Source organism: Pseudomonas multiresinivorans (assembly GCF_012971725.1).
GTDB classification, from domain to species: Bacteria; Pseudomonadota; Gammaproteobacteria; order Pseudomonadales; family Pseudomonadaceae; genus Pseudomonas; species Pseudomonas multiresinivorans.
The window spans coordinates 3,578,660-3,603,995 of record NZ_CP048833.1 but is presented as its reverse complement, the minus strand read 5'-3'; the positions used below and the strand labels follow the sequence as shown (position 1 = coordinate 3,603,995).

The window sequence follows — 25,336 nt, the reverse complement described above, 5'->3', positions numbered from 1 at the left end:
GCGGGCATCGCCCGGCGAGTCCAGGGAGACGCCGGCAGCACGTGCCGGGTTGGCTATGGTGGTCAGACGCCTGGCATGCCGCTGAGTTGCACACGGTTGCGACCTTTCTGCTTGGCGATGTACAGGTGGCGGTCGCAGCGGGCGAGCAACTCGCGCGGTTCATGCAGGCCGCCCTCGTTGGCCATTGCCGCACCGAGGCTGATGGTCAGCTGGCGCAGGCTGTCGGGCCGGTGCAGGTGTTCGATGCCCAGGCTCGCCACCTGTTCGCGCAGTCGTTCGGCGACGCAGCGCAGGTCTTCGGCGTTGGTCGCCTCCAGCAGGATGGCGAATTCCTCACCGCCATAACGATAGACGTTGGCCTGCCCGCCGCGCAGGGTGCCGACCAGGTTCTCGGCCACCTGGCACAGGCAGCGGTCGCCGGCCTGGTGCCCGTAATGGTCGTTGTACGGTTTGAAGTAGTCGATGTCGGCCATCAGCAGGGCGAAGGGCCGGCCGTGGGCGCGCATGCCGTGCCAGCTTTCGTTGAGCTGCAGGTCCAGGGCCCGGCGGTTGCCCACGCCGGTGAGGCCGTCGGTGGTGGCCAGCTCCTGCAGGCGCAGGTTGAGCGAGGCCAGTTCCGCGCGCTGGCGGCGTCCCTCGAGGTCGGCGAGAAAGGCCTGGCGCACGCCCTTGATGTTGGTCCAGCTGATGAACAGGCTGAACAGGGCGATGGGCAGGTAGACCAGGGTGAAGATCAGCAGCGGCTTGGCCGCGCCGTCATGGATCAGCCAGACGTTGTAGAGAATGATCGCCGAGATGGTCGCCGAGACCAGCGCTATGCCTTTGAACGAATAGCGCACGCCCAGGTTGCCCAGCAGGATGAACACCACCGAGGCATAGAGGAAGAAGGGCACGTCCGGCGAGGCGCTGCGCTTGAGCAGCTCGAACCAGGCGATGGTGGAGACGATGTCGTGCAACGGCATCAGCATGTCCATCACCAGCACGCTGCGGCTGAAGCGGAACACCAGGAAGATGTTGAGCAGGCCGATCAGGCTCAGGCCGCTGCGCAGCAGCAGGGACTCCTTGGCCATGTCCGGGATCAGCAGCGCGTCGGCCAGCACGTAGGAATCGTAGGCGGCCATGGCGATGAAGTTGATCGCCAGCAGGAAGCGCCGGTAATGCTGGACCACGTACGCCTTGTAGGCATCCTGCAGGCGCGGCGGAATTCTCCCCTGGGACTGCCGGGGAGGAGCGGCGGGAAACTCGGGTGCGGTCATCGAGAGTGGGAGCCTGTGTCTGCCATCCAGGGCGAATGCTGGCCAAGGGCTAGAGTAGGGTGCGGCACCATTGCCGTCCAGCGGGGCGATGCATAGGGTGTACCAAATCTTCGGTCATCCGGGATTGGTTCTGTCGCCAGGGCCCGCAATGGATCTTTATAGGGTGCCAATACGGCGGCATGATGTCCGCTGTTACCTGCTGTCGAGGTCTTGCATGTACGTACCTGCGCATTTCGAGGAAACCCGCCCGGACGAGCTGCACCGGCTCATCCGCGACTATCCCCTGGGCATCCTGGTCACGGGCCACGATGGCCTGCTGGACGCCAACCATCTGCCGTTCGAGATGGAACTGTCCGGCGAGCAGCCGCTGCTGCGCGCCCATGTCGCCCGCAACAACCCGGTGTGGCAGGAGGCTGATGGCGAGGAAGTGCTGGTGATCTTCCGTGGCGAGCACGCCTATGTGTCGCCCAACTGGTACCCGAGCAAGCACGAGGCGCACCGCCAGGTGCCGACCTGGAACTATCAGGTGGTGCATGTGCGCGGCCGTCTCAAGGTCATGGATGAGGAGCGTTTCGTGCGCGGTGTGGTCGGCCGCCTGACCCGCACCCACGAGGCCGGTGAAGCGAAGCCATGGAAGATGAGCGACTCCACGCCGGAATTCATCAGCGGCATGCTGGCCAACATCGTCGGCATCGAGGTGGAGATCGGCGAGATCGTCGGCAAGTCCAAGCTCAGCCAGAACAAGGAAGACCGGGATCGGCTGGGGGCGGCTGAAGCGCTCGGCCAGCGCGGAAACACCGCGCTGGCCGAGGCCATGGTCAGCTCGACGGACGTGAAGTGATAACCAGGATTGCAGGCCGGTTGTAGGAGCGAGCTTGCTCGCGAACCGCCTTGGCAGCGGAACTGCCGGGGAATCCGTTCGCGAGCAAGCTCGCTCCTACAGGAAGACCCCGAAAGTTGGCACAGGTCAGAAGCCGCCCAGCAGATCGTGGGAATCCAGCAGGCGCCAGGCGATTTCCGGGTTCTTCTCCAGGCCCCGGCGAATCGCAGCGGGGATGGCCTGGCGGGTCTTGCGGCAGAGGCCGGGCTGCTCGTCGAAGCCGAATTCGATGCCGCGCATGGTGCGCACTTCATTGAAGCCAGGGGCGATGTGCAGGCGGATGCCGAGCTGCTCGTAGAGCTTGCCCTGCATGCGCTCAAGGTCGGCCAGGTCCTTGAGGTTCTCCAGGCGCTCCAGCAGGCGCTGCTCTTCATGCCGGGTCAGCAGGAGAATGCGCAGGTCGGCGCCGGGATCAGCCAGCAGCCGTTCCCGGTCGCAGTCGCAGGCACCGGGTGGGCATTGCTGGCGGAGTGGGGGAGTGGTGGGCATGCTCCCGATCATAGCGGGGGATCGGGGAATTGCGCAGGGGGTTAACTGTAGGAGCGAGCTTGCTCGCGAACAAACCCCGCTGCGGGGCCAGGGTTCGCGAGCAAGCTCGCTCCTACAAAAAGCGGCTCAGTGCGCCGGCTTGCGAATGGTCTTGAGCAGGTCTTCAGGGCTGATCTGCCCGACGATGGTGTTCACGCCCTCGCTGCCCGGCTGCGGCAGGCCGAGGATATGGCCCTTGATCTTGCCGATCACGTGCATCTCGCACGGCTTGCAGTCGAACTTCAGGGTCAGCACTTCATCGCCGTGGATCAGTTGCATCGGCTGCACCTTGGTGCGTACGCCGGTGACGCCCTTGGCCTGTTTCGGGCACAGGTTGAAGGAGAAGCGCAGGCAGTGCTTGGTGATCATCACCGGCACTTCGCCCGTTTCCTCGTGGGCTTCGTACGCGGCATCGATCAGTTGCACACCGTGGCGGTGGTAAAAAGCGCGGGCCTTCTCGTTGTAGACGTTGAACAGGAAGGACAGGTGCGCTTCCGGGTACACCGGCGGCGGGTTGGTCTCGGCCTTGCGGCCGCCACGTGGGTGGGCCTGCACGCGGGCTTCGGTCAGCGCCTCGATGGCCTCGCGGCGCAGCGACTTGAGCTGGGAATTGGGGATGAAGAACGCCTGCGGGGCGTCCAGCTCGATCTGGTCGGCGTGGTACTGGGTGGTGCCCAGCTGGCCGAGCAGGTCGTGCAACTGGTCCAGCGCCTGTTCCGGCTTGTTGGCGACGCCGAAGGGGCCGTCCAGGGCGACGCTGGCACTGACGCCTTCCTCGCTGGTGGCGGTCAGCTCCAGGCGCTCTTCACGCAGCTTGGCGACCCACGACAGGCCGACACGGCGCTCTGCGGAAGTCTTCTGCAGCGCCTGCTGCCAGTTGTGGTCGAGGTTGCGCGACAGCGGGTGGTTCGGGCGCAGGCGGTAGAGGCCTTCCGGCATCTCGTTGGGCTCGACGCGGTAGCGGTAGCGCTTCTCGCCGTCTTCCTCGAACTCGCCCTTCGGCTCGGCAATGTTGGCGCGGAAACCGACCACTTCGCGCTTGACCAGCACGTTGAGGCCGTCGCCGTTGGACAGCGGGTCCTTGGTCACCACCAGCAGGTCGCGCTTGCCGACCTTTTCCACGGTGCCCACCGGCAGGCCGGTGAAGGTCGGCGAGTCGAAGGCGCCGATGTCGATCTTGCGGTCGCTGACGAAGTAGTCGGTGCTGCCGCGGTGGAAGGTCTTGTCCGGGTCCGGCACGAAGAAGTGATCGGTGCGGCCGCTGGAGGCGCGTGCCAGGTCCGGGCGCTCGGCGAGGATGCCGTCCAGGCGCTGGCGGTAATAGGCAGTGATGTTCTTCACGTAGCCCATGTCCTTGTAGCGCCCTTCGATCTTGAAGGAGCGCACGCCGGCGTCCACCAGGGCGCTGAGGTTGGCGCTCTGGTTGTTGTCCTTCATCGACAGCAGGTGCTTCTCGAAGGCCACCACGCGGCCCTGGTCATCCTTCAGGGTGTAGGGCAGGCGGCAGGCCTGGGAGCAGTCGCCACGGTTGGCGCTGCGGCCGGTCTGGGCGTGGGAAATGTTGCACTGGCCGGAGAAGGCCACGCAGAGCGCGCCGTGGATGAAGAACTCGATGGCCGCGTCGGTCTCGTCGGCGATGGCGCGGATTTCCTGCAGGTTCAGCTCGCGGGCCAATACCAGCTGGGAGAAGCCGGCCTGGTCGAGGAACTTCGCCCGGCCCAGGGTGCGGATGTCGGTCTGGGTGCTGGCGTGCAGCTCGATCGGCGGGATGTCCAGTTCCATGATGCCCAGGTCCTGCACGATCAGCGCGTCGACACCGGCGTCGTAGAGCTGGTGGATCAGCGCGCGCGCCGGCTCCAGCTCGTTGTCGTGGAGGATGGTATTGATCGTGGTGAACACCCGCGCGTGGTAGCGATGGGCGAACTCCACCAGCTGGGCGATATCGCTCACCTCGTTGCAGGCATTGTGCCGCGCGCCGAAGCTCGGGCCGCCGATGTAGACGGCGTCGGCGCCATGCAGGATGGCCTCGCGGGCGATATGCACATCGCGGGCAGGGCTGAGCAGTTCCAGATGGTGTTTGGGCAAGGACATGGTTTCTTCTTTATCAGGCGTGCTTATCAGGTACGGAACGGGCAATCGCGCATTGTACCGGTCAAACGCCGCGCCGGCATCCGTGGTGTGCCGGACGGTGCGCAGGGGTACGCCTGTAAAGAACAGGGCGGCCGTTACCAGCCGCCCCGGGTGGCTCAGTATTCGAACCGGTAGCCGACGTTGGCGTGGTTCTGGTCGAAGTTGTCGCCGTCGCGGTAACCCACTTCCATGAACAGGCTGTGGCCGTCGGTAAGGCGTGTGGAGACGCCCACGGCCGCCTCGCGCCAGCCGCCACTGAAGTCCGAACTCTGCTTGGGCGTGCCGTTGATCCGATAGCCGATGTCATCGGCCATCAGTTCGCGGACATAGCCGCCCTTGAGGTACACCTCGGACTTGTGTTTCGCGTTGCTCAGCTCATAGCCGACGATGCCACCGGCGCGGGCCAGCAGCGAATCGTAGTCGTCGTAGTGGATCTTCAGGCCGTTGCTGGCCCGCGAGGAGAAACCACCCTGGTCGGTGTAGACCAGTTGTGCCTGGGGTTCGACGAACCATTGGCTGTCCTTCTCGCGGTGCAGGGTGAAGCGCTTGCCGGCTTCCACCGAGGCAGAGTAGCCGTTGCTGCTGCCGGAGCTTTTCACGCGGTTGCCCTGGGTGTCGTTGACGCTGAAGTTGTTCTTCAGGTGCGCAGCCTTGAGCACGGCGTCGATGTAGAAGCCGTTCTCTCGCAGCCAGGTGCCGTAGATGCCGACGTGGGTGTTGCGTGCGCCGCCACTGCCTTCGTCGAAGCTCTGGTCGGCCTCGGTGTGGCCAAGCATGGCGCCCACGAACAGGTCGCCGCTGCTGACCGGCACACGCCGGTCGACGCCGAGTTGGATACCCTGGTAGCTCAGGCGGTAGCCGTCGAAGTTGCTGCCGGCGAAGGAGTGCAGGCGGCCGCCGTTGGTGCGCAGCCAGACGTTGCCGTCGGTGTCGCGCTCGGTGTAGCGCAGCTCACCCATGCGTTGCAGCAGGGTCTGCATGTCCAGGTAGGACAGCAGGTAGTTGGTGTGCACCTGGGCGTGGAAGGCGCGGGTGGTCGATGTGCCGGGGCCAGGACCCGGCGCAGGCGGTACCGGCTCGACCGGATCACTCGGTTCGACCGGGCCGGGCGGTGTCGGGTCTTCGGGGTCGACCGGGCCAGGCGGTGTCGGGTCGATTGGATCGACCGGGTCGGTCGGGCCCGGATCAACCGGCGGCGCGGTGTAGCCATACAGTTCCCAGTTATCGTCCTCGTTCTTGCGCAGGGCATAGGTATTGCCGCCCAACTCCACCAGCGCGCCTTCGTAGAGGCCGAACTGGCCGCTGCCGCCGTTGGTTTCGATGATCTCGATGCGCTCGTCACCCAGGGTGCTCTGCGAGCCGTCGTTGGCCACCAGGACCGAATGGCTGCCGGTGCTGCCGTTGGTGCCCGTGATGGTCAGCTTGTCGGTCAGCTGGTTGACGATGTCGGTGTAGAAGTGGAACGCCCCGGCGCCGCTCAGCGAGCCCAGCTGCAGGCTGCCGTAGTGCTCGGGCTGGTTGGCGGCAAAGCCGTTCTGCCAGGACTCCCGGCTGTTGAGGTAGACCTGCGAGTCGTCCTGCAGGTCCAGCGCCGTGAGGTTCGAGGTGGCGTAGTGGTTGGCCTCGCTGCTGTTCTTGTCCAGCAGGAACCAGCGCGAGCCCTTGAGGTTGAGCGTGGCGCTGCTGACGCTGCCATCGCCGGCAACGGTGCTGTCGGTCATTGCGCGGCCTACCAGTTCGCTGTTCTCGGCGTTGAGCGTGAAGCTGCTGGCGAACACGCCGTCGGCGCTGTTCTGGCTGGCGTTGACGTTGACCAGGCTGCGCCCGTCCTGGGCGGTGGCGCTGCTGTTGGCGAGGTTCAGGGTGGCGTCCTTCACCGCATCGGCGACGTTCATGATGCCGCTGTTCTGCCCGTCGCTGGTGCGCCCGGCGAGGCCGCCGACTTCGATCAGCCCGGCGGTGCCGGTGGCGCCGTCGAGGTGCGCCATGTCGGTGTCGGTCAGGTCGATCACCTGGCCGCCTTCGAGGCGATCGCCGTTGCTGGCGAGGCTGTAGCCGTTGGCGAAGGAGTAGCGGATCGCGCTGGCGGCGGAGGTGATGCTGTTGCGCACGCCGGCCACCAGCGGTGTGAGCGTGATCTTCGCACCGTCACCCATCACCCGCAGGCCAGCGGAGTCCTTGCCTTCGGTGGTGATATCGACCTTGCCGTATACCGTCACTTCGGAATTGCCGTATTGCGAGCCGGCGTGGCCGGTGCTGTTGGCCGGAGCGCTGGCGCTGCCGCCGCCCAGCGAGCCTGCGGCGAGGCCATGGGATTGCCCGGTGCCGGTGGTGTGGATCACCGTCTGGAAGTCCTGATGTTGCTCGCTGTTGATCGTGACCTGCGAGTTGCCGGTGGCCCAGGCGCCGATCTCGTTGGTGCCGGCGGTCTTGATTCGCAGGTGGCCGCCGTCATAGCCGGTGGCGGTAACGCTGGAGTGGTTCAGCGCGAACAGAGCATTGGCGCCGTAGCGGCTGTTGCTGCCCCGGTTGAAGTCGCCGCCCATGAAGGTGATCGACGAGTTCGCCGTGGCATAGAGGCCGACACCGTTGCTGAAGCCGGTGCCGTTCATGTCCACCAGGTCGAGGGTCACGGTGCCGCCATTGTTGGCTTCCACCGAACGCTGGCTGGACTTGTTGGTGACCGTCAGCACATAGGGCGTGCCGTCTTTCGAGGTCATGTCGATGGTCCCGCCATTGGCGGCGAACAGGCCCTTGCCGCCGGCGATGGTCAGGTTGGCGTTGCCGTTGAGCTCGGCGCTGGAGGTTGCACCGTCCACGTACATCGCGCTTTTCGGGCTGTTGTAGCCCGAACTGGTCGAAGTGGCGGTGAGGTTGCCGTTGAGCACGAAACGCCCGCCGCCGGTGACGGCGATTCCGTTGTAGACGTACTTGCTGTTGGAGTTGGTATTGCTGCCGTAGTTGTAGCTGATGTCACCGTTGACGGTGACCTGGCTGTTGGCACCCTTGATATCCAGGGTGTTGCCGTCGACCTTGCCGCTGACGCCTGCCAGCACCAGGGGCGAGCCGCTGGGCCCGGTCATGGTGATGATCGCGCCGTTGCTCACGGCAAAGGTCTTGATGGTGCCGACCTGGGTGAAGTCTTCGTATTGGCCGCTCTGGTTGGCGGTGTAGCGCTGGTCGGCTTCGGTGACGCTGTTGGCTGCCGTTGCGGTAGCCACGGCCAGCGGGCTGGCCAGCAGAAGCATCAATGGAGTGTTCTTCATCACGGTTTCCTACCGCCTCTCGGCGGGATGGGTGAAGAGAACCCGGGTGCTCGTTTTCCGTGTGCCGCGTCGGCCGGTTGCCGGCGAGAAGGGGTGGGAAGGTGGGTTTCAGTGGTGGTGTCCTGGCACTGTGAGTCGCTCACGGGGGTTGGTGTCGGAGCGATTGTCGACCGACGGGCCGGGAAGCACCGTTGAGTTATGTCAGAAAGATTTCGAATCCGGCATGGGTATTGAGAAACGTCATGAGAAGGCCAGATCGCGCCTGATCTGCATCAATACGCACCGGCCATGAAGGTGCGCAAACCGCCGCACATGCAGCCTTGCACAGGGCAGGGCGGTGCCCTTGCAAAACTGCAAAGCGACCCTGCAACCCTGTCTATTCCGCGCTTTGCGGGCATGAATCAAGATTCGTTCGTCCCTTCGGAACACCTCCCCCCACTTTCAAGGAACCGAATCATGAACGCCAAGCAATCCCTGCTCGCCGCCTCTCTCGCCCTGGCCATCGGCAACGCCTTCGCCGCCGGCAACCCGACTGTCGAACACAACACCCAGGCCTTCCTCGAAGCCCTGGAAGCCGGCAAGGGCCAGCCGCTGGAAACGCTCTCGCCCAAGGACGCCCGCGCTGTTCTGACCGGCGCCCAGGCCTCGGTGAAAGTCGATCTCTCCGGCACCCAGGTCAGCGAGAAGACCATCCAGGCCGACGTTGGCCCGGTGAAGCTGACCATCGTCCGCCCGGTCGGGGTGAAGGGCACGCTGCCCGCGTTCATGTACTTCCACGGCGGCGGCTGGGTGCTCGGTGACTACCCGACCCACGCCCGCCTGATCCGCGACCTGGTGGTGAACTCCGGCGCGGTGGCGGTCTACGTCGACTACACCCCGTCCCCCGAGGCGCATTACCCGGTGGCGATCAACCAGGCCTACGCCGCGACGAAGTGGGTCGCCGAGCACGGCAAGGATATCAACGTCGACGGCAAGCGCCTGGCCGTGGCCGGCAACAGCGTCGGCGGCAACATGGCGGCGGTGGTCGCACTGATGGCCAAGGACAAGGGCGCGCCCAAGCTGCGCTTCCAGGCGCTGCTGTGGCCGGTGACCGATGCCAGCTTCGAGACCGGCTCGTACAACCAGTTCGCCCAGGGACACTTCCTCACCAAGCCGATGATGCAGTGGTTCTGGGACAGCTACACCACCGACCCGAAACAGCGCGCCGAGATCTACGCTTCCCCATTGCGTGCCAGCACCGACCAGCTCAAGGGCCTGCCGCCGACGCTGATCCAGACCGCCGAGTCCGACGTGCTGCGTGACGAAGGCGAAGCCTACGGTCGCAAGCTGAATGCCGCCGGTGTGGCTGTCACTTCCGTGCGCTACAACGGAATGATCCACGACTACGGTCTGCTCAACGTCGTCAGCCAGGTTCCGGCGGTACAGGCCGCCATGCGCCAGGCCGGTGAAGAGCTGAAGGTTCATCTGAAGTAAGCCGTCTGTCGAACCAGCCGCTTGCCTCCCTCGCCACCAGGCGGGGGAGGCCACTTCTCTGGAGGGAACCCACATGAACCAGACCACTCAGCAAGAATCCGTCACCCTGATCATCCGCCACCGCGCCCGCCCCGACAGCGTCGCCGCCTATGAAACCATCCTGCGTGAGCTGACCCGCGCTGCCAGCGAGTTCCCCGGCCACCTGGGCGTGGACGTGATGCGCCAGGGCGACCACTTCACCTCGGTCCTGCGTTTCGCCAGCGCCGATGAACTGCAGGCCTGGCTCGACTCGCCGCAGCGCCGCGAGCTGATCGAACGTGCCGACCCGCACCTGATCGACGGCGAGCAGAAAGAACTGCACCGCGCCCACGAGTTCTGGTTCACCGTCCCGGACAACCCGCAGAAGCAGCCGCCGCGCTGGAAACAGGCGGCCGTCTCCTACCTGGTGATCCTGCCGCTGGTGATGCTGGTGCCGCAGCTCTGGCGCCCGCTGTTCACGCAAATCCCGCTGCTGGGTGGCTTCGTGCCGGCCAACATGCTCATCGTCGCGACCATCGTCCTGCTGGTGGTCTACGTTTTCATGCCACGGGCCACGCGCCTGTTCTCCGCCTGGCTCAACGCCCGCTGATCGAAAGAGGAACATTGCCATGTACGCCGACCTGATCCTGACCAACGGCCGCTTCCACACTGTCGACCGTGAGAAACCCGAGGCCACCTCCGTGGCCATCGCCGACGGCAAATTCATCGCCGTGGGCACCGAGGCGGAGGCCATGGCCTTGCGCGCCGGCGCCACCCGCGTCATCGACCTCAAGGGGCGCACCGCGATCCCCGGCCTCAACGACTCGCACCTGCACCTGATCCGCGGCGGGCTGAACTACAACCTCGAACTGCGCTGGGAGGGCGTGCCGTCCCTGGCCGACGCCCTGCGCATGCTCAAGGAACAGGCCCTGCGCACGCCGTCGCCGCAGTGGGTGCGCGTCGTTGGCGGCTGGAACGAATTCCAGTTCGCCGAGAAGCGCATGCCGACCATCGAAGAGCTGAACCAGGCGGCGCCGGACACTCCCGTCTTCGTCCTGCACCTGTACGACCGTGCGCTGCTCAACCGCGCCGCGCTGCGCGTCGTCGGCTACACCAAGGACACCCCGAACCCGCCCGGCGGCGAGATCGTGCGCGACAGCAAGGGCGAGCCCACCGGCATGCTGGTGGCCCGGCCGAACGCGATGATCCTCTACGCGACCCTGGCGAAGGGGCCGAAGCTGCCCTTCGAGTATCAGGTCAACTCCACCCGCCAGTTCATGCGCGAGCTGAACCGCCTGGGCGTGACCAGCGCCATCGATGCCGGTGGCGGCTTCCAGAATTACCCGGACGACTACCAGGTGATCGAGCAACTGGAAAAAGAAAACCAGCTCACCGTGCGCATCGCCTACAACCTGTTCACCCAGAAACCCAAGGAAGAGCTGGCCGATTTCAAGAACTGGACCAGCAGCGTGAAATACGGGCAAGGCAGCGACTTCCTGCGGCACAACGGTGCCGGTGAGATGCTGGTGTTCTCCGCCGCTGACTTCGAGGACTTCCTCGAACCACGTCCGGACCTGCCTGGCAGCATGGAAGCCGAACTGGAACCGGTGGTGCGCCACCTGGTCGAGCAGCGCTGGCCGTTCCGCCTGCACGCCACCTACGACGAATCCATCTCGCGGATGCTCGACGTGTTCGAGAAGGTCAACCTGGACATTCCCTTCAACGGCCTGCACTGGTTCTTCGACCACTGCGAGACCATCTCGCCGAAGAACATCGAACGGGTGAGGGCGCTGGGCGGCGGCATCGCCATCCAGGACCGCATGGCCTTCCAGGGCGAGTACTTCGTCGACCGCTACGGCAAGCAGGCCGCCGAAGCGACCCCGCCGATCAAGCGCATGCTGGCCGAAGGCGTCCCCGTCGGCGCCGGTACCGATGCCACCCGCGTTTCCAGCTACAACCCCTGGACCTCGCTGTACTGGATGGTCAGCGGCAAGACCGTCGGCGGCATGGCGCTGTACCCCGAGGGCCTGTCCCGTGCCACCGCGCTGCAGCTGTACACCCACGGCAGCGCCTGGTTCTCCAACGAGCAGGGCAAGAAAGGGATGATCAAGGTCGGGCAGATGGCCGACCTGGCCGTGCTCTCGGCGGACTACTTCAACGTGCCGGAGGAAGAAATCAAGGCCATCGAATCGGTGCTGACCGTGGTGGACGGCCGCGTGGTGTTCGGCAGCGGCGACTTCGAGCGCCAGGCACCGACGGCCATTCCCGTGCTGCCGGACTGGTCTCCCGTGGCCAAGGTCCCCGGCCACTGGCGCCCGCAGGGCCCGCTGCAGCAGGCCGTGCACCAGTGCGCCGGCTCCTGCGGCGTGCATGGCCACAGCCACGAGCGCGCCCGGCAATCGAGCGTGCCGGTGAGTGACTTCCAGGGTTTCTGGGGCGCTTTCGGCTGTTCCTGCTTCGCGTTCTGACGCTGGCGTTGCGGACTCCGACCTCAATGGCCGGAGGCCGCTCTTAAGCCCTTCTGTAGGAGCGAGCTTGCTCGCGAACCCGCTTCACGCCAGATCGAATTGGTGTTGGGTGGTTCGCGAGCAAGCTCGCTCCTACAGGGTGCTTCGGTGCGCTCCTGCGCGCGCCTCAACCTTGTCTCTTCCGCTAGAACCCCACCAACTGCCCCACGGCCTGCGCCTGCGGATCATCGCTGCGGCTCACCAGTGCGTAGTTGTAGCCACCCTGGCTCCAGTAACGTGCCAGCAGGTCCCCATCCGTGCGTTGCCCCTGCGGCAACATTTCATGGCGCGGGCCCGGCGGGCGGATGAAGAAGGTCAGCCGGCGGCCCTGCCCATCTTCGTAGATCACCAGCGCTGCCGCCCCCTGTTCCGTCGCCAGCAGACGCGCCCCGACGGTCTTCAAACCAACCTGTTCCAGCGCCGGTGGCGGCACCGCGTTCTTCAGGTAACGGGCCAGCCAGCCGTTCAGGTCGCCGCCATCGCGCAGGTCGAGCCCGCTCTGGCTGGCATCCGCGAATAACCGGTAAGCCTGCACGGCGTCCTGCATCGGCACCATGCCGCGCATCATCGCGTCGCCGCGCATCTGCCAGCCGCCCATGCCGCCGACGCCCAGCGCCACCAGCAGCGCCGCCGCCGTGGCCAGCCGGGTTCGCCGGCGTTGCTGGAGCTGACGGCGAATCCGCGCCGGGTCCAGCTGTTCGGGAATTGCACTACGCGCCTGCCCGGCAAAGGCCGCGCGCAGTTGCTGCGCATCCTGTCGCCAGCCTTCGACGCGGCGGGCGTCGTCCGGGTGCGTGGCGAGCCAGGCTTCCACCCACTGGCGGCGCGCCGGGTCGAGCTGGTCGTCGATGTAGGCGTGCAGATCGTGCTCATCGGGAATGCGTTCGTTCATTTCAGTACCCGCAGAGAAGGAGTCGCCGCCTGTCCTTCGCTCAGCGCGCGCAGCGCCGTGCGGGCGCGCGACAGGCGGGACATGACGGTGCCCATGGGAATGTTCAGTGCCTCGGCTACCTCGCGGTAGCTCAGGCCTTCGACGCTGACCAGCGTCAGCAGCGCGCGCTGCTCGGCGGGCAGGCGCTCGAAGGCCTCCAGCGTCGAGCGTGCGCTGACGATGTCCTCGGGCGATGCGCTGACCGCGCTGTCCGCGCCGAACAGGCTGAGCAGGCGCGCGTGGCGCTTCGCGCGGCGCTGCCCGTCGATGAAGTGCCGGTAGAGGATCGAGAACAGCCAGGCGCGCAGGTCGCCGTCATCGCGGCGGCCGGTCCAGGCCGACAGCGCCTTTTCCAGCGTGGCCTGCACCAGGTCGTCGGCGCTGCTCGCGCTGCGGGTCAGCGACAGGGCGAAGCGCCGCAGCCGGGGCAGCAGTTCGCGCAGTGAATGGTCGTCCAGTGAATGCATCGGGGCGCCGGGAGTGGGTGGGTTCGAGCGAGAAAGACGACTACGGCGGCAATCTATTCCCTGCCTGCGAAAAAATAATTCTTTGGCAGTGATCGGGAATAACCCGGCGCACGGTGCGTCGTACCGGCTCAACGCATTCAGCCTAAGCCTGAGGAGCTGGAAATGACAGAAACACCCACACCCAACGTGCCCCTGCGCCTGGCCGCCATCGGCGCCGTGGTACTCGGCGTGGCCGCCGTCTTCGCCTACGTCGCCGGCTGGCTCGACCCGCAGCGCCTCACCCCGGACAAGGTCATCAACACCCTGGAGCACAACGGCGGCGTTTATCCCGGCTATCGGCGCAACCACGCCAAGGGCTTGTGCGTGATCGGACACTTCGACAGCAACGGCGGGCTGGCCGATCTGTCCCGCGCCAGCCTGTTCTCCGTCGGCCGCGTGCCGGTAGTGGGGCGCCTGGCCATTCCCGGTGGCAACCCCAAGGCCAGTGACGGTGCGGCCCCGATCCGCAGCCTGGCGCTGCGCTTCCTGCCCAAGGACGGCCAGGAATGGCGTACCGGCATGAACGCCATGCCGGTCTTCGTCGTCCGCGACGTCGCCAGCTTCTTTGCCCTGCAACAGGCCACCGCACCGCAACCGGGCACCGGCAAGCCCGACCCGGAAAAAGCCGGTGCCTTCTTCAAGACACACCCGGAAACCCAGCCCTTCCTGCAATGGGTGAAATCCTCCACGCCATCTTCCAGCTACGCCAACAGCGCCTACTACGGCCTCAACGCCTTCTACCTGGTGAACAAGGACGGCAAGGAGCAGCCCGTGCGCTGGTCCGTGCAGCCTGAAGCGCCGGTCGAACCGCTGGCCGCCGAAAAGCGCGGCGACGCCGACTTCCTAGCCGACGAACTGGCCCAGCGCATTGCCGCCGGCCCGTTGCGCTGGCGCCTGCAATTCACCCTCGGCGAGCCCGGCGACAGCACCAGCGACGCCACCCAGGCCTGGCCTGCCGGCCGCCGCACGGTGGATGCCGGCGAACTGGTGATCGAGCGCCTGCAGCCGGAAATCGGCGGCGACTGCCGCGACGTCAACTACGACCCGCTGATCCTCCCCGACGGCATCCGCGCTTCCGACGACCCGCTGCTCAGCGCGCGCTCGGCCGCCTACTCGGAATCCTTCAACCGCCGCACCCGTGAGCAGGCCCAGGAGACCCACTGATGAAACCGACTTACTTCCCGCTCTCCCTGCGCGTGCTGCACTGGCTCATGGCGGTGCTGGTACTCGCCATGCTGCTGATCGGCCTGGGCATGGTCGCCAGTGTCTCTCCGCGCCATGCTGCGCTGGTCGCCATCCACAAACCCCTGGGCGCCGCGCTGCTGGTGCTGGTGCTGTTGCGCATCCTCGTGCGCCTGACCCATCGCATCCCCGCGCTGCCCAGCGACATGCCCGGCTGGCAACGCAGCGCCGCGCATCTCTCGCATCTCGCGCTCTATGGCCTGCTGCTGGCCCAGCCGCTGGTGGGCTGGACCATGCAATCGGCCGGTGGTTACCCGGTGGTGCTGTGGGGCGGCTTCGAACTACCGGCGCTGGTCGCGCCCTCGGTGCAGCTCCACGCCATCCTGCGCAGCGCTCACAGCGTTATCGCCTACGCCTTGCTGGCGACCATCCTCGTGCACCTCGCCGCCGCGCTGTTCCACGGGCTCATTCGTCGCGATGAAGTGCTTCCGAGCATGACTGGCGCCCCGATGCCGCGTACCACTTCCTCGGGAGAGCGGCCATGAAGCGATTGCTCGCCGTGGCTTGCCTCTTCACCTCCTGCGCGGCCCTCGCCGCGCAGGACGCACCACCAGTTGAGGACTATCACTTCGGCCAGAAACTCGACATCAAGCGCGTGGTGCAGGCACCAGAGCTGGATTTCTGCGGGATTCGCGAGGTGGAGATGATCTACGAGGACAGCGCCGGGCAGCGGCATACGCTGCGGTATCCGGTGTGGGGGCAGGGGTGTGGAAATGAGAACTGAAGGCTCAGGCGGGGAACCGGTCGTGGAACAGTTACTTGCTTCATCTGGGGTTGCAGTACTCGGGTGGTCCTGGACGTGAATGCTATTGGCATGCCCTGTGGGCGAAAGTCAGTCTCAGCTATCGAGAAGGCAGCGGGTGCGCGCGCAGAGATTTGCGGAAGTCCGCCGGGGACATCCCGCGTGCCTGGCGGAAGGCGTGGCTGAAGGCGCTGGCCTGGGAGAAGCCGAGCAGCAGGGCAATCTCCAGGACGCTGGAGTTGGTATGCCGCAGATGCCGCTCGGCCAGGTCCATCCGTACCGACTCCAGAACCTGGTTGAAGCCCTGGCCTTCCGCGGTGAGCTTGCGCTGCAGTGTTCTCGGCGACATGGCGAGCTGGCAGGCCAGACCTTCGAGGCTGAAATCCCCGTTGGGAATGCGTTCGGCCAGCAGCGCGCGCAGGCGGCCGGTTACCGATCGGGGGGTATGGGTGCGCCCCAGTTGCCGGTCGGCTTCGAGCAGCAGGCTTTTATGGGTGCTCGGGTCTGCGCCCATGATCCGCATGGAAAGCAGCGACTCGGAAAACGTCAGCACATTGCTGCCCGCGCCGAATTCCACCGGGCACCCGAAGTAGCGTTCGTAGAGAGCCGGATCACCCATCGCCGAGTGCATCATCTTCACTCCCAGCAACGGCACGTTGCAGCCGATGAGCCAACGCCCGAAGGCCGCCCGGCCGGCAATCAGCGCTTCCAGCAGGTAGCCGTTGCAGGGCTCCCGATCGTCGACGAGTACGTCCTCCACCATCACCACATCGTTGTCGATGCTGATATGCGTCTGGCTGGACGGCAGATCCAGGACTATCGCCGCATAGCGGTGAACCAGACTGAGCGATTCGCCCAGCGTCGAACTGGTCATCATCATGTAGCCGAGCACGCCATAGCTGCTGACATGCACCTTCGAGCCCACCACCAGTCCGAAATGCGGTAGCCCGGTCAGGCAGGCGGAGCGCTCCAGCAGACCGCACAGATAGTGAAGGGGAATCCGCTGGATCGGATCACGGAGCCAATCCTGGGGCAGTTCGACCTCGCGCAGAAGTTGCTCAACCTGGCATCCATGCTGTTCAGCGACTCGTAACGCGTGATTGACGAATGTGGCGCTGACGGTAGCAGGGCGCATAAGAATGTCTGGGTCCGGTAAAATTGGGCGCGAATCTAGCAGGGGCAACGCTGGGGCGGCGAGTGGCATCCGTCGGCAGCGTCAAGCCCGGCCGCTGACCAGCACACCGGCGCCGGTGATCTGCGTGGCGGCTTCGGATAGCAGGAACATGATCACCGCACAAAGCTGCTCCGGTGCCACCCAGCGACCGTACTCGGCACCTGGCATCGCCGCGCGATTCTGCGGAGTGTCGAGGACGCTGGAGAGCACCGCATTGACGGTGATCGCCTTTCCCTTCAGTTCCTCGGCGAGGTCCTCGGTCAGGTTCAGCACGGCGGCCTTGGTCGCCCCATAGACTCCGTTGGCCTGGCCCTTCCGGGCGGCAACCCCTGAACCGATGTTGACGATGCGCCCGGCCGGCGATTGCAGCAGCAGGGGAAACGCGGCCTTGCTGATGTTCAGCGCGGTACGCAGGTGCACGCCATACAGCCATTTCGCCAGGTTGCGATCTCCCAGCGGCATGGGTCGGCAGGTGATACCGCCGATGATGTTCACCAGTGCGTCGAGACGCCCGAAATGCTTCTCGACTTGCTGGATGATCTCCAGGCAGGTGGGCGCTACGGTCAGGTCTACGCGGGGCAGGACCAGCAGGGTTGGCGAGGAGGGTACCGGGCAGGGCGTGCGGTCGATCAGCACCAGCCTGGCGCCACACCCCGCGAAGAGGTTCGCCAGCGCCTCGCCAAGGTCCCCGAAAGCCCCGGTGATAGCTACGACGCGGTCCGACAGCAAATGATCCATGGTCAACCTCCGGCCTGTGCGTTTAGCGCACGTAAGCTAAAGAGGAGTCCGCCTGGAGTCATGCGACTGAACGTCAACTTGGTATCGATAATCCGACATCGGCGTCGGAGCGGGAGAATCGGGCGCTTGGTCGGCACTTCTCCCGCCATTCGAACAAGTTATGTCCCTGCTGCATTGGAATAAGTGGCTACGATCTGGCGCTTGGCACTGAGGTCCGGTCGTCAGGAGTGCTTAGGCCGCAAGCGCTTCTGGTGCATTGTCAGCCTCACCTTCCGCACCGTCTCCACAAACGGAGTCACGATCAGGCTCCACAGCGACGAATACTTCGCATCGTCATGCTCCCCGGCACCGAACTGGATCGGCTCCGGTGTGCGCTGGGTGACGTAGAGCGTGCCGAACAGCCAGTCCCATAGCGACAGGTTGATGCCGAAGTTCCTGTTGAAGTGCCGGGGCGCGTCGCTGTGGTGGATCTGGTGCTGGGCAGGGCTGTTGATCACGTGCTCCACCAGTGGCCCGAACGATAGCCACACATGGCTGTGGCGTAGGTTCGTCGCCAGCACGTTGAACAGCAGGATCAGGTAGGTCACACCGAACAGCGTATAGGCGCTGACCTGCCCGCCACAGACGTACCAGAAGGCGCCGGCGTAGGCACCCAGCAGCACGGTCCCGGCCAGGTTCGCCGCCAGCTTCTCCACGAAGTGCACGCGGCTCGCCGTGATCGGCGTCAGCACCGCCGCCGAGTGGTGCACCTTGTGGAACGCCCACAGCCAGTGCGAGTGGAAGGCCCGGTGCACCCAGTAGTTCTTGAAGTCGCTGACCAGGAACACCCCCAGCCCATAGAGCAGCGACAGCCCAAGGTTCTCGCCCACCTGCGGCCGTGCGCCCCAGAGGTTGGTGAAGAAGGCGATGTAATCACCCGAGCGCAGGATGTACGGATCGACCAGCCCGATGATGGGCACCAGCAACACCACATTGAGGATGCCGCGCACCAGGTAGTAGCGGTAATCCAGCAGCGCCGAGCGATGGAAATTAACCCGCGCGCCGCCGATGAACTGCCAGAACGACGTCGATTGCGTCAGCCCGCGTTGCCGGCGGAAGCGGAACAGCGCGTAGGCGATGGCGTAGGAACACAGCAGGAACAGCACGCCGACGCGGCCACTGAGGTCGAAGAGGCCGGAAAGCTGGGTGGTGATGGGGCCGATTACCCACTCGGAGACTTGGCTGTGAAGGTGCGAGAGGTCAGGCATGGGCGCTGCGCCGGAAGTCAGGTGTACTTGTGCTACGAGTGATCGCCCACGGCGCTGAGGCGCTGGCTACTCACGGGGCGTCATGTGTTCGCTCAGCATGGGACCTGGGGGATCACACTGTCAAAATTCAGCGGCGCCGGGGCGGGGCAATTCGACAGGGGGTCGTCAGCTGCCTGGTGTGCGGAGGCGATTGGATTGGCCTGAAATGGCCCGCGGAGCGGGAGAATCCATCGATGAGGTGGGGAGGCGCCCGCACTGTGCACCAAGCCAGGGCGTAACCTTGAGGGAATCAGCCAGGGACCGACATCCGTGAAGCTGCAGGCTCCGCGCGACGGGCAGGGTGAAGACGTTTGCCAGTCAGCAACGAGCCGCGTGATTGATGGCTTACGCCGCTGTAGCCATTGGCTGCTGTTGTCGATCCAGCATTTCCTGGAGCTCAGCCACTGAGTCCAGGACTCTCTGCGCCCAGCGCTCATCGTCCGGCCGTACGACAACGACGCGGAAACCGTGGTCATGGCCTTCGCTCTTCACGCCTTCGGAATCATCGACATGCAGGTCGATATCGAATGCCGGCGGAAGTTTCGAGGGGGAGTTCGCCAGCCCGCGCTCGGTCAGGGCCTGGTTGTGCCGAACGCTGTTGACCACGCCGTCGACGTGGATGCCGTACAACAACAGCCAGCGCCTGATATAGGACGGTGTGCGGCCGGAGGACGTGTAGACCCAGATGCTGCAGCCCTGGCGGCGTAGTTCCCGGGTCAGGGAGCGGGTGCCGATACGCAGTGGTTCGCCGAGCCAGCGATGAATGAACACTGGGAGCCTGCTGGGTTCGACGTCGCTGTGGTGGGGGAGGCAGGCCAGGGTGTCATCGATATCGAACGAAATTCGTATGCGCGGCCGTCCGAACCGGTAGGGCGCAAGTGAGCCCTTCATGGCGTCCCACAGCTGATCCTTGATGGCCAGGCAGGTTGCGAGCATGGGCTGGGTGGTCATCAGGCACCTCCCTGATGGGCGGAGGTGTGTTTTTCGCCAAGGAAGAATCGCTGCGAATCCGCTGCCTGATCTTCGAGGAAGGCTGCGTACTTTTTCTTGATCTTGGGCAATTCGAATAGCGCCTTTACGCCATGCTTGGCAGAGTTGCGGATGACCGATGACGGGTTGTAGTAACCCTTGGCGTTGTCCAGGGTCAGCACGAACGGCGGCAGCCCGGCACGTAGCAGCAGATAGCTGACGATGAGCGAGCCGCTGCGATGGTTACCTTCGATGAACAACTGCGGTTTGCTCAGAATCCGCACATAGACCCCGGCCGCGCGCTTCCACACCGATTCGCTGTGATACGCGCAGTACCAGTTGAACAAGTCTTTGATGCCGCCTTCCACGTTGTTGAAGAAGTGCGCCTCGGTGGCCGCCAGGTGCGGCGCGAATTCCAGCCGACGGGCAGGGTCCCGGCCGCACAGCACGGTGGCGTTGATCTCCAGCATCAGGTTTACCTGCTGCAGATCGAACAGGTCGACGCCCCGTGCGACGTAGTCGTCGATCAGGGCGTAGCCCTCCAGCACGTTGTGCAGCACTTCATCGGTGAACGGATCACGCGGCTCGGTAAAGCACTGGCTGAGCTCGCCGAAACGGCCTTGCACCTCACGCAGCGCACGTTCAATCGCTGGCAGATCAAGACGGCGCGTGGCAGGCATGGGCAACCCTGAAGAAGAGGTGAGAGGCTTCATACGACTGTAGATTCGACTCAGCTGAACTTGCCGCTGATGTAGTCCTCGGTCATTTTTTCCCGCGGGCTTTCGAAGATCTGCTTCGTCGCGCCCATTTCGACCAGGTAGCCCGTGCGCGTACCTTGGGAAATGTCCACCGAGAAGAACGCCGTCGTGTCAGCGACACGGATGGCCTGCTGCATGTTGTGGGTGACCAGCGCGATGGTGTAGTCCTTCTTCAGCTCGACCATCAGCTCCTCGACACGGCGGGTAGCGATCGGGTCGAGTGCCGAGCACGGCTCATCCAGCAACAGGACTTCCGGTTCGGTGGCAATGGCGCGAGCGATGCACAGGCGTTGCTGCTGGCCACCGGAGAGCGACAGGCCGCTCACCTTCAGCTTGTCCTTCACTTCATCCCACAGCGCAGCGCCCTGCAGGGCATGCTTGACCCGGTCGCCGATGTCGCCCTTGTAGCGATTGAGGCGCAGGCCAAACGCGACGTTGTCGAAGATGCTCATCGAAAACGGGTTCGGCTGCTGGAACACCATGCCGATGTAGCGGCGCACGACGACAGGGTCCACACCCTTGCCGTAGACGTCCTGCCCGAGGAAATGCACGTGGCCCTCGAAGCGGAAGCCGCGCACCAGATCGTTCATCCGGTTCAGGCTGCGCAGCACGGTGCTCTTGCCACAGCCGGAAGGGCCGATGAATCCGGTGATCTTGTTCTTTTCGATCGGCACGTGGCTGTCACGTACCGCCATGAAATTGCCGTAGAAAATCTTGTCCAGTTTGCAGTCCATGACCACCTGGGTCTCGGAGCCAACCGGGGCGACTTTCTGTGCAGTAGCTGTGTTCACGATTCGGATGCTCCGTATCTCAAAACTTGGGCTTGCCAAAAATGCGACTGATGACGTTCACGACCAGCACGATCATCACCAGCACCAGCGATGCGGCCCACGCGAGCTCGAGCTGGTTGTCGAAGGGCATGCCGGAGAAGTTGTAGATCAGTACGGAAAGCGAGGCCGTGGGGTTCATCACTGCCAGGCTGCCGTCGTGGTAGATCCAGTAGTTGCTGAACAACGCGGTGAACAGCAACGGCGCGGTCTCGCCTGCGGCGCGCGCCACGGCCAGCATGACGCCGGTGAGAATCGCCGGCAGGCCGGTAGGCAGGACGATCTTCCAGATGACCTGGGCGCGGGTGCAGCCCATGCCGTAGGCGGCATCCTTCATGATCTTGGGCACCATCTTCATCGACTCTTCGGCCGTGAGCACGACGATCGGCAGCATCAGCACGGCCAGTGCCACGCCACCCGCCGGTGCCGAGTAGGTACCGGTGGTCATCACGACCAGGGCGTAGGCGAAGACCCCGGCCAGGATGGAGGGCAGGCCGGTGAGCGTCTTGGCGGCAAAGCGCGCGGCGCTTGCCAGTTTGCTGTCCGGGCCCAGTTCAGCCAGGAAGACGGCTGCCATGATGCCAACCGGAACGGCAATGGCGGCGGCGATACCGACCATGACGAAGGTGCCGGCCAGCGCGTTGCCGAAGCCGCCGCCCGTCTCGAAGCCGGTCGGTGGCAGTTCGGTGAAGACCTCCAGGCTCAGGCGCGCACCACCACGGGTGATCAGCATGTAGAGCACGGAGATCAGCGGCACGCTGGCCAGCAGGGCGCCCAGCCAGACCAGCGTGGTCAGCACCAGGCTGCGCAGGGCACGGCCCTCGAGTTTGCGCTGCAGGCTCGGCAGGGCAGATGCGGTAGGAGTGAGGCTGGTCATTACTTGGTCCCCCGCTGGGCGTAAAGCATGATCATGGAGCCGAGTACGTTCACGATCAGCGTGATGAACATCAGCACCAGTGCGGCATACATCAGCACTTCAACCTCGTTCGGCCCGGCTTCGGGGAAGTTCAGCGCCAGTAAGGCTGCCAGCGTGTTGGCCGGTGCAAACAGCGACAGGGAAATGGTGTTCGCGTTGCCGACCAGCATGGCCAGGGCCATGGTTTCACCCAGTGCGCGGCCCAGGCCCAGAACCAGGGAGCCGAAGATGCCGGTGGCAGCGGAGGGCACCATCACCTTGAGGATCGCTTCCCAATGGGTGGTCCCCATGCCGTAGGCGGCCTGCTTGGTCTTCATCGGCACGCTGGCAAGAGCGTCCTGCGAGACCGCGGCAATAGTGGGCAGAATCATGATGGCAAGCACCAGAGAGGCGGGCAGCAACCCTGGCCCGCTCAACGATGTGCCGAAAAAGGGTATCCAGCCGAGTTCGCTGTTCAACCACGCCGTCAGCGGGCGAATGGCCGGGATCACCACGTAGATCCCCCACAGGCCATAAACGACGCTGGGGATGGCGGCGAGCAGTTCGACGATGGTACGGAACACCGCCGCAAGCTTGGCGGGGAGGAAATCCTGGGTCAGGAAGATCGCCATGCTGACGCCGAACAGGCCTGCGATCAGCAGAGCGATCAGTGCGCTGTAGAGCGTGCCCCAGATGGCCGGCAAAATGCCGTACTTGCCCTGGTTGACGTCCCAGACCGAACCCAGGAGAACGTCCAGGCCATGTTTCTCCATGCCCGGAAAGGCCTTGCGGCCGACTTCGAACACGAGGGCAACGACCAGCACCAGAATCAGGACCACACCCAGACGTGCAATGGCACGGAAGGTCCGGTCAACCAGGAAATCCTTCGCGGATGGCGGTTGGCAGGCAGAGTCCGGATTTACCGGTACGACAAAAGGTTGGGTCATGGGGGGAGTTCCGGAACAGGTGGAAATCTCATCCGGCGTGGCTGACAGCCCACGCCGGATGAAGACTCGCAGGCGTTACTGGATGTTGGCGGAAGCTTTGCGAACCTGATCGACAACTGCTTGCGGCAGCGGGATGTAGCCCATCGAATCAGCGATCTTCTGCCCTTCGGTCAGGCCATACTCGACCATTTCACGCATGGCCTTGGCCTTGGCCGGGCTCTCGTTGTGCTTGCGGAAGATCATCCAGGTGTAGGAGGTGATCGGGTAGGACTGGGCACCGTCCGGATCGGGCAGCCAGGCCACCAGGTTCTCCGGAAACTTCACGGCAGCCAGCGCCGCGGCACCGCTTTCTGCGTTCGGTACGACGTACTGACCGGCCTTGTTCTGCAGCTGGGCGAAGTCGACCTTGGCCAGCTTGGCGAAGCCGTACTCGATGTAGCCGATGGCGCCAGGGGTCTGGCGAACGGTAGCGGTCACGCCATCGTTCTTCGGCGACTTGATGAATTTGTCGCTGGCCGGCCAGTTGACGGTGTTGCCTTCACCCAGGGCGGTCTTGAACTCCGGGTTGATGGTCGACATGTGCTTGGTGAACACAGCGGTGGTGCCACTGGAATCCGCACGCACGACAACGGTGATCGGCAGGGCCGGCAGCTTCAGCTCAGGGTTGGCCGCGACGATCTGCGGGTCGTTCCACTGAGTGATCTTGCCCAGGAAGATGTTGGAGTAAACGTCGCGCGGCAGTTTCAGCCCTTTGGGGCTGCCCGGCAGGTTGTACGCCAGGACGATTTCGCCGGCGGTCATCGGCAGCAGTTGCACGCCTTCGGCAACCTTGGCGATGTCCTCGTCTTTCATGGCCGAGTCACTGGCCGCGAAGTCCACGGTCTTGTTGAGGAAATCCTGTACGCCCGCACCGCTGCCCTTGGACTGGTAATCCACGGTGACGCCAGCGGATTTCTTGCTGAAGTCCTTGAACCAGGTCAGGTAGATCGGAGCGGGGAAGCTGGCGCCAGAGCCGGTCAGGCGGACGCTTTCGTCGGCAAAGGTGACGGAAGTGGCACACATGGACAGCGTAACGGCGATCGCAGCAGATTTCACAAAGCTTTTCATCGAGGGCAATCCTTTTGATATCGGGCTGCCATACTGTGATCTGGTCCTGTGAAATTTTTATGACAGTGCGGTGGCAAGCGCTCTGGCTCGCCGGCTCGACTGGCATATCTCCGGGCTTCAGCGATGCGCGTCAGGTGAATTCGCAGCTGCTCCCCGCCGTGGCTGGCGGCCATTTCAGGGCAGGGGCGGGGAATCGCACCTCTGTTCGATGAGCACGCTGAGTAATAAAAAGTTACGGTCACTCGGCAGTGCCGAGGGATGCAGATGCGTTCGGTTGCCGGAAGGCATCCACACCGCACCAACTAGCACCTAATTAAATATCCGATCATATACCTGCCTAAAATCAATCTCGCCCGAATTAAGCTTTTCAAGAGACTCTGCAACATCTGATACGCCTGACAATCCCCTCACCGCCACCATGCATTTTATTCCGCACATTTTAAATAGACAATTAACCTCCTTGGTCAGATGCTCTCTGAGTAGTATTTGAGAGCGCTTAAACATAGCTCTCTTGTAAGTTCTCCAATATTCACATTGCCTGTCATCCGACCAGTCGCGTCGATGCCAATTCCACTGCGCGGTTACCTTATTTATATAAACTATATGTTTTGTCATGTATGAATTAAAATCAAAACCAGATCCCCCTCTACCTTCGGAAACCTCCTGGACTGCAAACTCCGGAAGCGATCCGGGCGGTGTCTTAGATAATCTCCTGATCATGCGCTTATACCCGGAACTACCCCCAAGAGAGTCGGGGAATGTACACCTCCAAATCCTACGATTGGGGCAGTATAAATAACGAGCCGACCACTTCTCTCGCTCTTTACTTGGCACAAGCTGCAGTGTATAAAAAGGCAATCTAAGCATGCACTGAGGAGAAACATGATGTGCTGAAACTCCGCTCTCTTCTTTTACAAGCTCATAAGTAGAGATTGCATCCCAGACCAGGTGCCGTGCAATTTTCTCAAGTGCTCGGCAAAATGATTGCGTAAAATCTCGCGACCCACCACCTAAGAAAGAGTCCATTAAGAACTTAGCCTCTTTTATATCCCGTGCATCGCCATTAACTTCCACTATAAAGCTAGGGTTTCTATCGCTTCTTCCATCCAGCGGAATGATCCCATTTACAATATCCTCTCGAAGCATTTGCACATAT

23 protein-coding genes are annotated in these 25,336 nt (G+C 63.9%); 7 read left to right on the top strand and 16 right to left on the bottom strand.

Features of this window, described 5'->3' with window-relative positions; translation table 11 throughout:
• Window positions 1-62: 62 nt before the first annotated feature.
• Entirely contained in the window at window positions 63-1,256 is a 1,194-nt protein-coding gene (locus G4G71_RS16360; RefSeq protein ID WP_169939107.1) for a GGDEF domain-containing protein, read from the bottom strand.
• A 214-nt stretch (window positions 1,257-1,470) separates the two neighbouring features.
• Here G4G71_RS16360 and G4G71_RS16355 point away from each other — a divergent pair, with 214 nt between their 5' ends.
• Window positions 1,471-2,097 carry an FMN-binding negative transcriptional regulator gene (locus G4G71_RS16355; protein WP_169939106.1) on the top strand — a complete coding sequence of 209 codons (627 nt, stop codon included), beginning with the start codon at window positions 1,471-1,473 and terminating at the stop codon, window positions 2,095-2,097.
• A gap of 126 nt (window positions 2,098-2,223) precedes the next feature.
• Here G4G71_RS16355 and G4G71_RS16350 read toward each other — a convergent pair whose 3' ends face one another.
• The 3 genes from G4G71_RS16350 to G4G71_RS16340 all read right to left on the bottom strand — a co-directional run bounded on the left by G4G71_RS16350 (window position 2,224) and on the right by G4G71_RS16340 (window position 8,060).
• The gene (locus tag G4G71_RS16350; protein ID WP_169939105.1) at window positions 2,224-2,625 is read right to left on the bottom strand and encodes a hypothetical protein; all 402 of its coding nucleotides are present in this window, start codon (window positions 2,623-2,625) and stop codon (window positions 2,224-2,226) included.
• Window positions 2,626-2,751: 126 nt separating this feature from the next.
• Window positions 2,752-4,755, bottom strand: coding sequence for a peptidase U32 family protein (locus G4G71_RS16345; protein ID WP_169939104.1), 2,004 nt, complete (start codon window positions 4,753-4,755; stop codon window positions 2,752-2,754).
• Between the two features lie 155 nt (window positions 4,756-4,910).
• Window positions 4,911-8,060: an autotransporter outer membrane beta-barrel domain-containing protein gene (locus G4G71_RS16340; RefSeq protein ID WP_169939103.1), complete on the bottom strand. Its 3,150-nt coding sequence runs from the start codon at window positions 8,058-8,060 to the stop codon at window positions 4,911-4,913.
• A gap of 456 nt (window positions 8,061-8,516) precedes the next feature.
• Here G4G71_RS16340 and G4G71_RS16335 point away from each other — a divergent pair, with 456 nt between their 5' ends.
• From G4G71_RS16335 to G4G71_RS16325, 3 genes are all read left to right on the top strand, one after another.
• Window positions 8,517-9,533 carry an alpha/beta hydrolase gene (locus tag G4G71_RS16335; protein WP_169939102.1) on the top strand — a complete coding sequence of 339 codons (1,017 nt, stop codon included), beginning with the start codon at window positions 8,517-8,519 and terminating at the stop codon, window positions 9,531-9,533.
• A gap of 73 nt (window positions 9,534-9,606) precedes the next feature.
• Window positions 9,607-10,161 carry an antibiotic biosynthesis monooxygenase gene (locus tag G4G71_RS16330; RefSeq protein WP_169939101.1) on the top strand — a complete coding sequence of 185 codons (555 nt, stop codon included), beginning with the start codon at window positions 9,607-9,609 and terminating at the stop codon, window positions 10,159-10,161.
• A gap of 19 nt (window positions 10,162-10,180) precedes the next feature.
• Entirely contained in the window at window positions 10,181-12,019 is a 1,839-nt protein-coding gene (locus G4G71_RS16325; RefSeq protein ID WP_169939100.1) for an amidohydrolase, read from the top strand.
• Between the two features lie 184 nt (window positions 12,020-12,203).
• On the opposite strand, the gene G4G71_RS16320 is transcribed toward G4G71_RS16325, so the two are convergent.
• Window positions 12,204-12,950 (bottom strand): anti-sigma factor family protein, encoded by a 747-nt coding sequence (locus tag G4G71_RS16320; RefSeq protein ID WP_169939099.1) that lies wholly within the window; start codon window positions 12,948-12,950, stop codon window positions 12,204-12,206.
• Window positions 12,947-13,456 (bottom strand): sigma-70 family RNA polymerase sigma factor, encoded by a 510-nt coding sequence (locus G4G71_RS16315; protein WP_169939098.1) that lies wholly within the window; start codon window positions 13,454-13,456, stop codon window positions 12,947-12,949. The genes G4G71_RS16320 and G4G71_RS16315 overlap by 4 nt, the downstream gene beginning before the upstream one ends.
• Window positions 13,457-13,618: 162 nt before the next feature.
• On the opposite strand from G4G71_RS16315, the gene G4G71_RS16310 reads away from it, so the two are divergent.
• Genes G4G71_RS16310 through G4G71_RS16300 form a run of 3 tightly spaced genes read left to right on the top strand, consistent with a single transcriptional unit; the run spans window position 13,619 to window position 15,461 of the window.
• A complete protein-coding gene (locus G4G71_RS16310) occupies window positions 13,619-14,659 on the top strand; it encodes a catalase family peroxidase (protein ID WP_169939097.1) in 1,041 nt (346 codons plus the stop codon).
• Window positions 14,659-15,222 carry a cytochrome b gene (locus G4G71_RS16305; RefSeq protein ID WP_205896242.1) on the top strand — a complete coding sequence of 188 codons (564 nt, stop codon included), beginning with the start codon at window positions 14,659-14,661 and terminating at the stop codon, window positions 15,220-15,222. The genes G4G71_RS16310 and G4G71_RS16305 overlap by 1 nt, the downstream gene beginning before the upstream one ends.
• Complete coding sequence (locus G4G71_RS16300; protein ID WP_169939096.1) at window positions 15,219-15,461, top strand: DUF2790 domain-containing protein; 243 nt, start codon at window positions 15,219-15,221, stop codon at window positions 15,459-15,461. Before G4G71_RS16305 ends, G4G71_RS16300 begins: the two co-directional genes overlap by 4 nt.
• Window positions 15,462-15,579: 118 nt before the next feature.
• Here G4G71_RS16300 and G4G71_RS16295 read toward each other — a convergent pair whose 3' ends face one another.
• The 10 genes from G4G71_RS16295 to G4G71_RS16250 all read right to left on the bottom strand — a co-directional run bounded on the left by G4G71_RS16295 (window position 15,580) and on the right by G4G71_RS16250 (window position 25,332).
• Window positions 15,580-16,683 carry an AraC family transcriptional regulator gene (locus G4G71_RS16295; RefSeq protein WP_240964788.1) on the bottom strand — a complete coding sequence of 368 codons (1,104 nt, stop codon included), beginning with the start codon at window positions 16,681-16,683 and terminating at the stop codon, window positions 15,580-15,582.
• Between the two features lie 12 nt (window positions 16,684-16,695).
• Complete coding sequence (locus G4G71_RS16290; protein WP_169939095.1) at window positions 16,696-17,391, bottom strand: SDR family NAD(P)-dependent oxidoreductase; 696 nt, start codon at window positions 17,389-17,391, stop codon at window positions 16,696-16,698.
• Window positions 17,392-17,612: 221 nt separating this feature from the next.
• On the bottom strand, window positions 17,613-18,638 hold the full coding sequence (locus G4G71_RS16285; protein WP_169939094.1) for a sterol desaturase family protein: 1,026 nt from the start codon (window positions 18,636-18,638) through the stop codon (window positions 17,613-17,615).
• A gap of 384 nt (window positions 18,639-19,022) precedes the next feature.
• A complete protein-coding gene (locus G4G71_RS16280; RefSeq protein ID WP_054911196.1) occupies window positions 19,023-19,568 on the bottom strand; it encodes a hypothetical protein in 546 nt (181 codons plus the stop codon).
• Window positions 19,569-19,627: 59 nt separating this feature from the next.
• On the bottom strand, window positions 19,628-20,326 hold the full coding sequence (locus tag G4G71_RS16275; RefSeq protein ID WP_054911192.1) for a hypothetical protein: 699 nt from the start codon (window positions 20,324-20,326) through the stop codon (window positions 19,628-19,630).
• Window positions 20,327-20,376: 50 nt separating this feature from the next.
• Entirely contained in the window at window positions 20,377-21,138 is a 762-nt protein-coding gene (pstB, locus tag G4G71_RS16270; protein ID WP_054911197.1) for a phosphate ABC transporter ATP-binding protein PstB, read from the bottom strand.
• A gap of 76 nt (window positions 21,139-21,214) precedes the next feature.
• On the bottom strand, window positions 21,215-22,108 hold the full coding sequence (gene pstA / locus G4G71_RS16265) for a phosphate ABC transporter permease PstA (RefSeq protein WP_169939093.1): 894 nt from the start codon (window positions 22,106-22,108) through the stop codon (window positions 21,215-21,217).
• Window positions 22,108-23,073, bottom strand: coding sequence for a phosphate ABC transporter permease subunit PstC (gene pstC / locus G4G71_RS16260; protein ID WP_138526868.1), 966 nt, complete (start codon window positions 23,071-23,073; stop codon window positions 22,108-22,110). Before pstC ends, pstA begins: the two co-directional genes overlap by 1 nt.
• 75 nt (window positions 23,074-23,148) lie before the next feature.
• Window positions 23,149-24,180, bottom strand: a complete 1,032-nt coding sequence (pstS, locus tag G4G71_RS16255) for a phosphate ABC transporter substrate-binding protein PstS (RefSeq protein WP_169939092.1) — start codon at window positions 24,178-24,180, stop codon at window positions 23,149-23,151.
• Window positions 24,181-24,489: 309 nt separating this feature from the next.
• Window positions 24,490-25,332, bottom strand: a complete 843-nt coding sequence (locus G4G71_RS16250) for a vacuolar protein-sorting-associated protein 25 (RefSeq protein ID WP_169939091.1) — start codon at window positions 25,330-25,332, stop codon at window positions 24,490-24,492.
• Window positions 25,333-25,336: the final 4 nt, after the last annotated feature.

Bases quoted from the DNA above. Each gene is read 5' to 3' on its own strand.
- G4G71_RS16350 (WP_169939105.1), bottom strand. From the start codon at position 2,625: ATGCCCACCACTCCCCCACTCCGCCAGCAATGCCCACCCGGTGCCTGC.
- G4G71_RS16285 (WP_169939094.1), bottom strand. From the start codon at position 18,638: ATGCCTGACCTCTCGCACCTTCACAGCCAAGTCTCCGAGTGGGTAATC.
- G4G71_RS16355 (WP_169939106.1), top strand. From the start codon at position 1,471: ATGTACGTACCTGCGCATTTCGAGGAAACCCGCCCGGACGAGCTGCAC.
- G4G71_RS16310 (WP_169939097.1), top strand. From the start codon at position 13,619: ATGACAGAAACACCCACACCCAACGTGCCCCTGCGCCTGGCCGCCATC.
- G4G71_RS16320 (WP_169939099.1), bottom strand. From the start codon at position 12,950: ATGAACGAACGCATTCCCGATGAGCACGATCTGCACGCCTACATCGAC.
- G4G71_RS16280 (WP_054911196.1), bottom strand. From the start codon at position 19,568: ATGAAGGGCTCACTTGCGCCCTACCGGTTCGGACGGCCGCGCATACGA.
- G4G71_RS16290 (WP_169939095.1), bottom strand. From the start codon at position 17,391: ATGGATCATTTGCTGTCGGACCGCGTCGTAGCTATCACCGGGGCTTTC.
- pstS (WP_169939092.1), bottom strand. From the start codon at position 24,180: ATGAAAAGCTTTGTGAAATCTGCTGCGATCGCCGTTACGCTGTCCATG.
- pstB (WP_054911197.1), bottom strand. From the start codon at position 21,138: ATGGACTGCAAACTGGACAAGATTTTCTACGGCAATTTCATGGCGGTA.
- pstA (WP_169939093.1), bottom strand. From the start codon at position 22,108: ATGACCAGCCTCACTCCTACCGCATCTGCCCTGCCGAGCCTGCAGCGC.
- G4G71_RS16315 (WP_169939098.1), bottom strand. From the start codon at position 13,456: ATGCATTCACTGGACGACCATTCACTGCGCGAACTGCTGCCCCGGCTG.
- G4G71_RS16275 (WP_054911192.1), bottom strand. From the start codon at position 20,326: ATGCCTGCCACGCGCCGTCTTGATCTGCCAGCGATTGAACGTGCGCTG.
- G4G71_RS16360 (WP_169939107.1), bottom strand. From the start codon at position 1,256: ATGACCGCACCCGAGTTTCCCGCCGCTCCTCCCCGGCAGTCCCAGGGG.
- G4G71_RS16295 (WP_240964788.1), bottom strand. From the start codon at position 16,683: ATGCCACTCGCCGCCCCAGCGTTGCCCCTGCTAGATTCGCGCCCAATT.
- G4G71_RS16340 (WP_169939103.1), bottom strand. From the start codon at position 8,060: ATGAAGAACACTCCATTGATGCTTCTGCTGGCCAGCCCGCTGGCCGTG.
- G4G71_RS16335 (WP_169939102.1), top strand. From the start codon at position 8,517: ATGAACGCCAAGCAATCCCTGCTCGCCGCCTCTCTCGCCCTGGCCATC.
- pstC (WP_138526868.1), bottom strand. From the start codon at position 23,073: ATGACCCAACCTTTTGTCGTACCGGTAAATCCGGACTCTGCCTGCCAA.
- G4G71_RS16330 (WP_169939101.1), top strand. From the start codon at position 9,607: ATGAACCAGACCACTCAGCAAGAATCCGTCACCCTGATCATCCGCCAC.
- G4G71_RS16300 (WP_169939096.1), top strand. From the start codon at position 15,219: ATGAAGCGATTGCTCGCCGTGGCTTGCCTCTTCACCTCCTGCGCGGCC.
- G4G71_RS16305 (WP_205896242.1), top strand. From the start codon at position 14,659: ATGAAACCGACTTACTTCCCGCTCTCCCTGCGCGTGCTGCACTGGCTC.
- G4G71_RS16345 (WP_169939104.1), bottom strand. From the start codon at position 4,755: ATGTCCTTGCCCAAACACCATCTGGAACTGCTCAGCCCTGCCCGCGAT.
- G4G71_RS16325 (WP_169939100.1), top strand. From the start codon at position 10,181: ATGTACGCCGACCTGATCCTGACCAACGGCCGCTTCCACACTGTCGAC.